12 protein-coding genes and 2 pseudogenes are annotated in these 11,303 nt (G+C 60.4%); 6 read left to right on the top strand and 8 right to left on the bottom strand.

Going from position 1 to position 11,303, the window contains the following annotated elements:
- A partial coding sequence (locus FY112_RS37500) for a cytochrome c1 (protein WP_246700629.1) occupies window positions 1-358 on the top strand: 358 nt, incomplete at its 5' end.
- A 114-nt stretch (window positions 359-472) separates the two neighbouring features.
- On the top strand, window positions 473-1,015 hold the full coding sequence (locus tag FY112_RS07415) for an adenine phosphoribosyltransferase (protein ID WP_003541749.1): 543 nt from the start codon (window positions 473-475) through the stop codon (window positions 1,013-1,015).
- Window positions 1,016-1,042: 27 nt separating this feature from the next.
- On the opposite strand, the gene FY112_RS07410 is transcribed toward FY112_RS07415, so the two are convergent.
- Both FY112_RS07410 and FY112_RS07405 read right to left on the bottom strand, forming a co-directional pair.
- Entirely contained in the window at window positions 1,043-1,510 is a 468-nt protein-coding gene (locus tag FY112_RS07410) for a MaoC family dehydratase (RefSeq protein WP_017961479.1), read from the bottom strand.
- Window positions 1,507-1,998 (bottom strand): MaoC family dehydratase, encoded by a 492-nt coding sequence (locus FY112_RS07405; protein ID WP_151518086.1) that lies wholly within the window; start codon window positions 1,996-1,998, stop codon window positions 1,507-1,509. Before FY112_RS07405 ends, FY112_RS07410 begins: the two co-directional genes overlap by 4 nt.
- Window positions 1,999-2,079: 81 nt before the next feature.
- On the opposite strand from FY112_RS07405, the gene FY112_RS07400 reads away from it, so the two are divergent.
- Window positions 2,080-3,192 (top strand): hypothetical protein, encoded by a 1,113-nt coding sequence (locus FY112_RS07400; RefSeq protein ID WP_094088755.1) that lies wholly within the window; start codon window positions 2,080-2,082, stop codon window positions 3,190-3,192.
- A 72-nt stretch (window positions 3,193-3,264) separates the two neighbouring features.
- Here the strand turns inward: FY112_RS07400 and ychF are convergent, their stop codons facing one another.
- Entirely contained in the window at window positions 3,265-4,368 is a 1,104-nt protein-coding gene (ychF, locus tag FY112_RS07395) for a redox-regulated ATPase YchF (protein WP_151518085.1), read from the bottom strand.
- Between the two features lie 341 nt (window positions 4,369-4,709).
- On the opposite strand from ychF, the gene clpS reads away from it, so the two are divergent.
- Window positions 4,710-5,021: an ATP-dependent Clp protease adapter ClpS gene (gene clpS, locus FY112_RS07390; RefSeq protein WP_017961476.1), complete on the top strand. Its 312-nt coding sequence runs from the start codon at window positions 4,710-4,712 to the stop codon at window positions 5,019-5,021.
- Here the strand turns inward: clpS and FY112_RS07385 are convergent.
- The 5 genes from FY112_RS07385 to FY112_RS07365 form a co-directional block, all read right to left on the bottom strand.
- The gene (locus FY112_RS07385; protein WP_131624615.1) at window positions 4,999-5,514 is read right to left on the bottom strand and encodes a GNAT family N-acetyltransferase; all 516 of its coding nucleotides are present in this window, start codon (window positions 5,512-5,514) and stop codon (window positions 4,999-5,001) included. The two genes, clpS and FY112_RS07385, sit on opposite strands and share 23 nt — an antisense overlap.
- A complete protein-coding gene (gene pth / locus FY112_RS07380; RefSeq protein WP_017961475.1) occupies window positions 5,511-6,242 on the bottom strand; it encodes an aminoacyl-tRNA hydrolase in 732 nt (243 codons plus the stop codon). The genes FY112_RS07385 and pth overlap by 4 nt, the downstream gene beginning before the upstream one ends.
- 189 nt (window positions 6,243-6,431) lie before the next feature.
- Window positions 6,432-7,145, bottom strand: coding sequence for a transporter substrate-binding domain-containing protein (locus tag FY112_RS07375; protein WP_017961474.1), 714 nt, complete (start codon window positions 7,143-7,145; stop codon window positions 6,432-6,434).
- Window positions 7,146-7,169: 24 nt separating this feature from the next.
- Window positions 7,170-9,521 carry an EAL domain-containing protein gene (locus FY112_RS07370; RefSeq protein ID WP_131624613.1) on the bottom strand — a complete coding sequence of 784 codons (2,352 nt, stop codon included), beginning with the start codon at window positions 9,519-9,521 and terminating at the stop codon, window positions 7,170-7,172.
- A 184-nt stretch (window positions 9,522-9,705) separates the two neighbouring features.
- Entirely contained in the window at window positions 9,706-10,314 is a 609-nt protein-coding gene (locus FY112_RS07365) for a 50S ribosomal protein L25/general stress protein Ctc (protein ID WP_017961472.1), read from the bottom strand.
- Between the two features lie 197 nt (window positions 10,315-10,511).
- On the opposite strand from FY112_RS07365, the pseudogene FY112_RS07360 reads away from it, so the two are divergent.
- A pseudogene (locus FY112_RS07360) lies at window positions 10,512-10,698 on the top strand (hypothetical protein); the annotation flags it as partial.
- 80 nt (window positions 10,699-10,778) lie between these two features.
- Window positions 10,779-11,303: pseudogene (locus tag FY112_RS07355) on the top strand (hypothetical protein); the annotation flags it as partial.

The following is an 11,303-nucleotide window of genomic DNA, read 5'->3' as shown; positions in this document are numbered from 1 at the left end:
TTTCACGCAATATCAGGAAAGCGGCCCGGACTATATCCACGCACTGCTGACCGGCTATGAAGAGCCGCCGGCCGGTTTCCAGGTGCCGCAGGGGGGACATTATAACCCTTATTTCAATGCTGCCGCCGTCCTTGCCATGCCAAAGCCGCTCTCTGACGGCCAGGTGACCTATGACGACGGCGCGCCGGCGACGGTCGACCAGTATTCGAAGGACGTCACCGCCTTCCTGATGTGGGCAGCGGAGCCGCATCTCGAGGAGCGCAAGCGCACGGGCTTCATGGTCATGATCTTCCTGGCGATCTTCACGGTGCTGATCTACCTGACGAAGCGCTCGATCTACGCCAATAAGGAACATTGAGCGGTTCCCGCCGGATTTCGAAAGGCGGCCTACGGGCCGCCTTTTTTGTTGGTTCCGCCCCTGGCAATTGCTAGGGTGCGGCCAGTTTCATGCGTTCGCAGATATGGATTTTCCATGAACAATACGACTTCGGAGCTCGCAGCCAGCATCCGCTCCATTCCTGACTATCCCAAGCCCGGCATCATCTTCCGCGACATCACAACGTTGCTCGGCAACCCTCGGGCTTTCCGCCGGGCGGTCGACGAACTCGTGCAGCCCTATGCCGGCACGAAGATCGACAAGATCGCCGGCATGGAGGCGCGCGGCTTCATCCTCGGCGGCGCGGTGGCGCACCAGCTTTCCTCAGGCTTCGTACCGATCCGCAAGAAGGGCAAGCTGCCGCACGAGACCGTGCGCATCGCCTACAGCCTGGAATATGGCGTCGACGAGATGGAGATGCATCGCGATGCTGTCCAGCCCGGCGAGAAGGTGATCCTGGTCGACGACCTGATCGCCACCGGCGGTACCGCGGTCGGCGCGACGAAGCTATTACGCCAGATCGGTGCGGAAGTGGTCGGCGCCTGTTTCGTCATCGACCTGCCGGATCTTGGCGGCCGCAGGAAGCTGGAAGAGCTCGGCGTCGTCGTGCATACGCTGGTCGAATTCTCCGGCCACTGAGCCCTCGTCCTGCTGCTGCCTGGGGCGTCAGTCGAATTCGAGCACGCTGCTTTCGAAGCGGATAACGGCATCACCGTTTTGATTGACACCCTCGCAGAGGATGGTGTTGAGGTGCCATCCCGGCCGCGACGCGAGCGCCCGGCTGGAGAGGAAGGCGACGGAATAGGTGACGACGTCGCCGGCAAAGACCGGCCGCAGCCATTGCAGTTTCTGGAAACCCGGCGAAGGGCCGAGGTTCGGCGACGTCAGGCCGTTTTGCGCGAGTGCGACGCTCTGCCTTTTCCAAAAAGCGAGGAAGGTCCGCATCCAGGCGGCGGTGGTGTGCCAGCCCGAGGCGCAGAGATCCCCGAAAAGGGTGTCCTTGGCGGCTTCTTTGTCGACGTGGAAACGCTGCGGATCGTAGCGCGTTGCGAAACGGATGATGTTTTCCTCGGTAAAAGTGTAGTTGCCGATCTCGGCCTTCTCCCCAACCGCGTAAAGCTCGGACATCCTCATGCTGATGTCTCCGGGTTTATGCCGATATCGGCTGGCCGGGCGCGCATGCCGAACATGACCGAATTCTCCGAGACGCAGACGAGTTCGCCGCGCTGGTTTTCCACCTCGTGGCGAAACTTGACGATGCCGATGCCGGGGCGCGATCGCATCGGCCGGGTTTCAAGCACGATCGAGTGGCCGGACAGCGTGTCGCCGGCAAGCACCGGCTTTCGCCATTCCATCAGATCGACGCCGGGCGCACCTTCGCAAAGCGAGTTCAGCACGTAGCTGTCGGCCATCATGCGCATGAACATCGAAGAGGTATGCCAGCCGGAGGCGGCAAGGCCGCCGAGAATGCTGGCGCGGCCGGCAGCCTCATCGAGATGAATCGGTTGCGGGTCGAATTCGCTTGCGAACTCAATGATTTCCTCGGTGGTCACCGGCTTCGGGCCAAGCGCGAAGCGGCGGCCGGGCTGGAAATCCTCGAAGGAAAGCTTTTCTGCCGACATTCGCTCCTCCCGCCATATGCAGCGCACAATGCTTACAATAGCATCCGCGCGGGCTCAATGATTCCGGGGAGATAAACCGGCATGACTGAACTAAGGTCGATACTCGACGAGGCCGTGCGCCAGGAGCTGATTTCGCCGGAGACGGGCGGGCGTCTTCTGCCGTTCCTGACGGAGCGCGGGGTCGCCGTCATCGGGGGTGGGGTCGCTGAGGCACAGCCGGCAATGGCGGCGGAGGGGCAGGCCTGGTCGGATACCGAGACGCCACGCTTCGTGCGCGGCTTCCACGACGTGCTGATCACTATCGGCGTCGTGGTGGCGCTCGGCGGCCTCTGGGGGCTTGCCGCACTCTATGCCGTGCTGCCTGCGATCATCGTGCTTTCGGAAATCCTGGTGCGCCGCCAGCGGCTTGCCTTGCCAGCCGTCAGCCTGACGATTGCGCTGCTCTGCTGGACATTCCTGCTGATGTCCTTCTTCTTCAAGCCGGGAACATCAGCCTTCAATGATATCGGGGCGGAGGCGACGCAGTTCATCGCCGGCTTCCCGATCATTCTCGGCCTCTATTATGCCCGGTACCGCGTGCCGCTGTCGCTGGCGCTCTGCATCACCTCGGCCCTTGCGCTGGTGCTCACCCTGCTATTGCGTCTCATGCAATGGGCGAGCGGCGATCCGCAATTCTTCTCCAACCATCCCCTCCTGCTCGCGGTGGTCTTCCTCGTTTGCGCGCTCGGGCTGTTTGCAACGGCGCTGTATTTCGACCTCGGGGACCGGTTGCGCCGGACGACACGCTCCGATATCGCCTTCTGGCTTCATCTCGGCGCGGCACCGGCTCTGCTCTTCAGCGTAAGGCTGCTGATGTCGTTCGACGGCAATTTGCTCGATGTTGCCCAGGCGGTGTCGATCAAGACGCCCATAATCGTTATCAGCGTGGTGGTGTTGATGCTGATCGGCCTTGTCATCGATCGGCGCGCCTTCGTCACGTCAGGCCTGCTGTCGCTCGGTTTTGCAATCTACGGCATTTTCCGGCAGGGGAATGCGACGGTTGACACCTATATCTTCACGACGCTGATCGTCGTCGGAGCGATCGTGCTCATCATCGGAACAGGCTGGATGCCGCTGCGCCGCATCGTGCTGCGGGCGCTGCCGGCCGCCATTTCGCAAAGGCTGCCGCCGGCCGTCTTAGGGGTAACCCCGTAAATCTTACGATTTCGCCCAAACCGCTGAGCGATTTGGGCGAAATGAATTGATCGGGATAGCGGCAATTTCCGTTCAGGTGTTGAAGCGGAAATGGATGACGTCGCCGTCCTGGACGACGTATTCCTTGCCTTCGTCGCGCGCCTTGCCGGCATCCTTGGCGCCGACTTCGCCGTTGTATTTGATGTAGTCATCATAGGCGATGGTGTTGGCACGGATGAAGCCGCGCTCGAAATCCGAATGGATGACGCCGGCCGCCTGCGGCGCCTTGGTGCCGCGCTCGATCGTCCAGGCGCGCGTTTCCTTCGGGCCGACGGTAAAATAGGTGATGAGGGGGAGCAGCTTGTAGCCGGCACGGATCAGCCGGTCGAGGCCCGCCTCGTCAAGGTCGAGGGCGGCGAGGAATTCCTTGGCTTCCTCTTCGGGAAGCTGGGCAACCTCCGCTTCGATCGCCGCCGAGATGACGACGGTTTCGGCACCCTGTTCCTTCGCCATGACGGCAACGGCTTCGGTGAATTCATTGCCGGTCGAGGCATCGCCTTCGGCGACGTTGCAGACGTAGAGCACCGGATGCGAGGTCAGAAGGTTGAGGCTCTTGAGGATGACGATTTCTTCCGCATCGAGCGTCGACAGCAGCGTGCGCACCGGCTTGCCTTCGTTGAGCAGCTTCAGCGACGCTTCCATGATCGGCAGCATCGCCACCGATTCCTTGTCCTTGCCTGTGGCGCGCTTGCGCGTCTGCTCGGTGCGGCGCTCCAGGCTTTCGAGGTCGGCAAGCATCAGCTCGGTCTCGATCGTCTCGGCATCGGCGACCGGGTTGATGCGGCCCTCGACATGAGTGATGTCGCTGTCTTCGAAGCAGCGCAGCACATGGACGATGGCATCGACCTCGCGGATATTGGCGAGGAACTGGTTGCCGAGGCCTTCGCCCTTCGAGGCGCCGCGCACCAGGCCGGCGATATCGACGAAGGAGATGCGGGTCGGGATCAGTTCCTTCGACTTGGCGATGTCGGCAAGCTTGCGCATGCGCGGATCGGGAACGGCGACTTCGCCGGTGTTCGGCTCGATGGTGCAGAAGGGGTAGTTCGCCGCCTGTGCCGCCGCCGTCTTGGTGAGCGCGTTGAAGAGGGTCGATTTGCCGACATTCGGCAGCCCGACGATACCGCATTTGAAGCCCATGGCTAAAACCTGCTGTTCTTGAATTCCTTGCTGGTGCCTATGGGATAAAGGAGCAATATGGTCAAGTCTTAGAGAGCTTTTAGCGTCGCTCACTTGCCGACGGATCGGTGCTGGCCTATTCTTGAAAGCGACGGAGATTTCGACGTATTGCTGATTTCACCAGAATGCCGGCCGCTGTTCGCATAGACGCAGTTGACCTTTCGGTGACGATGCCGGCGACCAGCTCCTGCCCGTTTGAGGTCGGGAGCCGCACCGGCTAACCGTCAAAAATTCGTCATCGACAATGATTAGATGGTTTTGAAGATTTCTGACCCCATGTCATCAACGGGTGGGTTTTTCCGATGAGTGACAATGACATTGCCCTGAAACCGAAGACCAAAGTGAAGCTCAAGCTGGACAGGCCGAAGCTCTACAAGGTCATTCTCGTCAATGACGATTATACGCCGCGCGAACTGGTGATCATGATCCTGAAGGCCGTCTTCCGCATGAGCGAGGAGACCGGCTACCGGGTGATGATGACGGCGCACAAGCTCGGTTCCTGCGTGGTCGTGGTCTGCGTCAGGGACATCGCCGAGACCAAGGCCAAGGAAGGCATCGACCTTGCCAAGGGCATGGGCTTTCCACTGATGTTCACCACCGAACCGGAGGAATAGGCGCTTTCCGAGGGCCGCCCCGAATATGGAGTGAGGGCCGGCGGATCTGATAGCCGGTCTTTTCCTGCACGAAACCGCAATTCTCATAGAAGCGCAACGTTGCCGGATTCTTGGAGCCGGTAAGCAGCATCACCTTGTAGCATCCGGCGTTCCAGGCCTCGGCGACCGCGTGGCCGATGACGGTGCGGGCATAACCGCGCTTGCGATGATCGGCATGGGTGACGACGTTTTCGATGAGCGCATAGGGCGCGCCGTTCCGTGTCAGGTTCGGCACGACGACGCTTGTGACGGTGGCGACGGCGACCTCACCCGCAAAACCGATGAAGACGGTCATGCCGGGCTGGGCCAGGATGGCGGAAAAGCCTTCTTCGGCAATGGCCTCGTCAAGGACCGGATCGGTGGGGTTCAGGTGACGGTAAAGTGTCATGAGGCCGGCGAGATCGCCGCGGGCAGCCGGGCGGATGATGACGTCTTGATCCGGCATCGGTCTCAATCGCCCTTTTTGCCGAACATCTTCTTCAGCATGTCGGCCATCGGGCCGGTGGCCGGCAGCTTCGGTTGATTGTGGTTGCGGGCCTGATGGATATGCGACTGGCCGGCCGGCTTCTTCTCGGCGTCCTTCTTTTCCTTCGCCGGTTTCTCCTCCTCGGCTTTGCCGCCGAGCGCCAGCGCGATCTTGTTCATCAGCTGCGAATCCTCGTTTCGCACCAGCATATCGGCATTGTCGGCGAGCGTGTCGAGAAGCGGCTCCAGCCAAGTCTTGTCGGCCTTGGCGAAATCGCCGAGTACATGGTTCTGCACCATTTCCTTGACGCCGGGATGGCCGATGCCGAGGCGCAGCCGCCGGTATTCCCTGCCGCAATGGACGTCGAGCGACTTGATGCCGTTGTGGCCGTTGTGGCCGCCGCCGGTCTTCAGTCGTGCCTTGCCCTGGGGAAGGTCGAGCTCGTCGTAGATGGCCACGAGATCGGCCGGCTGGAGCTTGTAGAAACGCATCGCCTCGCCGACGGACTCGCCGGAAAGGTTCATGAAGGTCTGCGGCTTCATCAGCAGCACTTTCTCGCCACCGACCTCGCCCTCGGCGATCTCGGCCCTGAACTTCTTCGACCAGGGCGAAAAGCTGTGGCGCCGATGGATGGCGTCGACGGCCATGAAGCCGATATTGTGGCGGTTGCCGACGTATTTGCCGCCGGGATTGCCGAGACCCGCGATGATCAGCATGGCCTGTTTTTCCTCGCTAAAGCATGTCGCGCAAAGTGTGCAGCGGTTTTGCGACAATCACATCCGTAAAAACAAAGACCTAAACCGCGACGAGCAAATCTGAAAGATCGCGACGCGCTTTAGAACTTCCGCCGTTCACCACCGCGAAATGAAAGCAAAGTCAAGCGGAAAGGGCAGATATCTTCGGAGTCAGTCCGACAGGTTCATGCCGTATTTCAGGAAGATCTGCTTCTGGTCGCCATCGGCGATCAGCTTGTCGAGGGCAGCCTGCATCCTGGCGAGCAGATCGCCCGGAAAGTTCTTCTCGCAGGCGATGCCCATTGGCTGGGCGGAGAGCACGGTCACCAATTCCACCGGCTGGTCTGCCTTCAGCTTTTCGAAATAGAGTTCGGAGATCGGCATCATGTCGATGCGCCCGCCAAGCAGCTTGCGCAGCGTCGCGTTGAAGTCGCTGGCGACATCGAGCTTGGTGAAGCCCTTTTCCTTCAGGATCGTCTCGGTGTAATCCTCGCGCTGGGTACCGATCGTATATTTCTTCGCTTCGTCCAGATTGCCGGCGGTGACGCCCGAGCCCTTTCGCGTGATCAGGATATTGCGGTCGATGAGCAGCGGTTCGACCCATTTGAACAATGGATCGCGCGTGCTGTTGTGGGCAGTCGCGAAGACGCAGGTCATCGGCGCCGTGCGAGCAAGGCCATAGGCGCGCGCCCAGGGCATGACCTCGATCGTGTAGTCGACGCCGATCGCGGCCATCACCTTTTCGACCTGCTCGACGGTAGCGCCCTTGATCTCCTTGCCTTCGCGATAGTTGAAGGGTGCATAGTCCTCGGTCGTGAACGTCACCGTTTGCGCATGGGCGGTGCAGGGCAGCGCCAGGCATGCGAGAAGCAGGAGCTTTTTCATCCGTTCATCTCCTTGGTTCTTCGTTCACGAGGCGCGTGCGATGGCCGATTGCGAGGCCGTCAGTTCCTCGATCAGCGTGGCGGCGTGCTGCGGACGATGGAAGAGATAGCCCTGGCCATAGTCAAGCCCCATCTGATGGAGCGTGCGGCATTCCTCTTCGGTCTCGATACCCTCGGCAATGACGGTGCAGTTCATCTTGTGGGAAAGTGTGGTGATGCCTTCGATCAGCATGCGGCTCTTCTGGCGCACGTCGTCGTCGCCGTCGTTGATCGCGCGGGTGAAGGACTGGTCGATCTTGATGATGTCGACAGGGAAGCGGTTGAGGTAGCTCAGCGACGAATAGCCCGTGCCGAAATCGTCAAGCGCGATGCGGCAGCCGAAGCGACGAAGTTCCGTGACGATCAAGCGGATCTGTGGGTTGTCGTGCATCAGCACGGCTTCGGTGATCTCGACGACGATGCGCTCGGGACGGATGCCGTGGCGACCGACGATGGCGGCAAGACGGGCCGGCAGCGCCGGCTCGAACTGCAGCGGCGAGAAGTTGATGGCGAGATAGGTATCCTGCATGCCTGGTATGCGGGAAATCTTGGCGAGGTTGGCGACCGCCTTTTCCATGATGACGTTGCCGACGCGGACGATCTTTGCCGTTTCCTCGGCGACGCTGATGATCTCGGCCGGCGGTATCAAGCCCTTCTGCGGATGGTTGAGGCGCATCAGCGCCTCGAAACCGGCAATGCCGCGGCCGTTCAAGGTGACGATCGGTTGCAGGAAGGCTTCGAACCAGTTGTCGACGAGGCCGGCTTCGATATTGGCCTCGATTTCGGCCCGGCTGCGGGCACGGTCGAGCATGGCATTGTCGAAGAGCTGCGCGCCGTTCTTGCCGTCGCGTTTCTTGGCATACATCGCCATGTCGGATTTTTGCAGCAGCTCGGCCGCGGTTGCAGCATGATGCGGATAGATGGCGATGCCGACGGAAGCGCTCAGATGCATGTCGGGGGCGAATGGCGTTTCGAAGATCGAGGCGATCTGCTCGCACATCACCTTGGCGCGGGTTTCGGCGTCCTTGGCCGGCAGCAGGATGGCAAATTCGTCGCCGCCGAGACGGGCCGCCTCGTCGGAGGGGGCAAGATGGATCTTCAGGCGCTCGACGAGCTCGACCAGCGCCGTGTCACCGGCGGCATGGCCCATATTGTCGTTGATCCACTTGAAACGGTCGAGATCGACGAAGAGACAGGCGAGTTCCTGGCCGGCGGCATCGGCGGCGGCGATCTTGTTGTCGAGGACGGCTTCGAAGCCCTGGCGGTTGAGAAGCCCGGTCAGGTGATCGGTGATCGCCTGGCGGTGGTTGCGGTCCTCGGACGCCTTGAGTTCGGTCACATCGGTCATGACGGATAGCGAGAGGCGGTCCTGAGCGCCAGCTCCCGCCTCGGATTCCATGATGAGGACGTCCATGGTGCGGCCATCCAGGCAAACGAACTTGACGGTGACGGTCATGCCGCTTTCGGCTTGGCGGCGCTTGACGAATTTGTCGCGGGTCGCGGGGGTGACGAGATTGGCGAAGTTGCGGCCGATGACGGCGGCGCGGTTATAACCTGTGGCGAGCAGCCAATAATCGCTGACGGCGGTGATGCGGTCTTCCTCGTCGAGTGAGAAGAGCATGGCGGGGGTCAGATTGTAGATATCGGTGGCGCGGCGGTGGGCGAGCTTCAGCTCCTTTTCCTCGCTTTCGAGCTTGGTCTGCATCTCGTTGAAGCTATGGGCGAGCCGTCCCATCTCGTCGTTCGACTGCCAGTCGACATGATGGCGGGAGCCCAACTGGCGGGTGGCCTCGATTGCCGCCGTCAGCCGCATCAGCGGCTGGATGACGAAGAAGCGGTTGCCGATCAGCGCCGTGCCGAAAACGGTCAGCACCGCGAAGATGAAGATCGAGATGAAGACGACCTCTTCCTGCTTCAGGCCGGAAAACAGGCTGAGCGCGGGATAATAGACGCTGATGCTGCCGAGGTTCTTCGGACCGTCGACGGTGTTGTAGATGATGGCGCGTGACACCTGCACCAGCTTGCCGTCGAAGGAGCGCGGAATGGTGGACTGGCTGACGTCGAGCTGGCCCGACTGGTCACGCACTTCGACCTTGACGATGGCGCCCTGGGAAACGACCGTCGCGCTGATCTGGGTGACGCTGTCCTCATCAAGGTCCCATAGGGGTTTGGCCAGCGCCTGGGCATTGGCGACAAGAAGAACAGAGATATGGTCGCGTATTTCCTTGTCGGCCCGTTCCGAGGAAAGAAAAAGGAAGAGAACAAAGAGGGGAGCGACAAACACAAGCAGCGCTCCGCAAACTATCGCAAAAAATCTGTTCTCAACGGAATTGTTCATGGTTCCGTCTACTCCCCGGGCCGGCCGTATTTGCTGTCGCGCGTTGAGGCGGGCTTCTTCGCAGCTGACGGAGCATGCTTTCACGAATTTGTTAAATGTTGCTGAAACGGGGCGTTTCCAGGCAATGAAAAGCCCGCTTTCCAGGGGAAAGCGGGCCATATGCTTTACAAATTGGTCGAAGCGATCAGGCTTCGGCTTCGCCTTCCGCGGCGCTCTCATCAATGCCGGCAGCCGGAGCGATGATCGTCGCGATCGTGAAGTCGCGGTCGATGACCGGGGTGACACCCTTCGGCAAGGTGACTTCCGCGATATGGATGCTGTCGCCGATCTTCTTGCCGCTGAGGTCAATGTTGAAGAATTCAGGGATCGCATCGGCCGGGCAATGAACTTCGACTTCATGGCGAACGATGTTCAGAACGCCGCCGACCTTGAGGCCCGGGGATTTCTCTTCGTTGATGAAGTGAACGGGGATTTCGACGGTCACCTGGGTGTTGCCGGAGACGCGCAGGAAATCGACATGCATCGTGAAGTCACGGACCGGATCGAGCTGGTAGTCCTTCGGCAGAACCTTGTGCTTCTTGCCGTCGACGTCGATCGTCGCCACGGTAGTCATGAAACTACCGGCGTGAATGCGCTTCGTCACCTCATTGGTGTTGAGAGCGATGGCAATGGGGGCCAGCTTGTCACCATAGATGACAGCGGGAATCAAACCGTTGCGGCGAAGTTCACGGGCGGACCCCTTACCAACCCGTTCGCGCGCCTCGGCCTTGAGCTCGTAAGTTTCCTGGCTCATGGCTATTCCTTTCGAGGTTATTTGGAGAGTTCGGCGGCGGGCAAAAGCCTTGTTCCGACGAACCGGAGGCGGTATGACCCGACCTCATCCGCGTTGCCTCCAAGGGTGTCTACACGGACCGGTGGCCTATATTATAAGTCGATCGGAAACGCAAGTTGCGGATTTGGGTTGTTTTTTGCCCATATACACGCTTTCGCCAAGGTTTAACCATCGAAAACGAAGAGCCATTCGACTTCCTGCGACGGGAAGGCTGCCTGCAGGTGCAGGGCTTCCTCTTCGGTAGGCCGGGACCGCGCTCGGGCATCGAGGCGATCGTCAACGGCGAAGTGCCGGCCGTACAGCAGGAAACTTGCGCCGGTCGTGAAGAAATCCGCGGTCGCGTGACGTAGCTGAGGTTGACATCGGTGCGCTTCGCATCTTTGGATGGCCCGCATTCAAAAAAGCGGCTGAGGAGAAATCGGACTATGCGTCTCAAACTTGTCACGGCAACGAGCTTGCTGGCACTTTGCCTTGTCACCACGGCCCAGAGTGCCGAGATCAATCAGGATGGCGCCAATGCGGTCAAGGACACGCTGACGAAGCTGCTTCCCGAGGATCTGGCGAAGAGCGGTATGATCACCGTCAATCCGGCGGGGGCGCGATACGAGATCATCTACGATCTGGCGAAGCTGCTTGCCAAAGCCGATCCGGCGACATTCGCGATTAACGGGCTGACGCCGTTCTCGATGTTCGCCACGCCGCTCGACAGCGGGCTCTGGAACATCGAGGGTGACAACAACCTCAACGTTTCCGGCCATTTCAAAGGCCCCGACCAGAAGCCGACGGATTTTTCCTACTCCATCGCTTCGCTTGTCTACACCGGCGTCTTCGATCCGGCGATCAGCTATCTGCGCTCCGGCACCTTCACCGGCAAGGACATCAAGGTCACCAGCAAGTCCGACACCGAGGAAGTCCATGCCAGCATCGCCGCGATCGACCAAAAGCTGAGT

This window comes from Rhizobium sp. PEPV16 (assembly GCF_008919455.1).
GTDB classification, from domain to species: Bacteria; Pseudomonadota; Alphaproteobacteria; order Rhizobiales; family Rhizobiaceae; genus Rhizobium; species Rhizobium leguminosarum_Q.
Note: the sequence above shows the minus strand (reverse complement) of the source record. Positions and strands in the feature narration are given on the sequence as shown.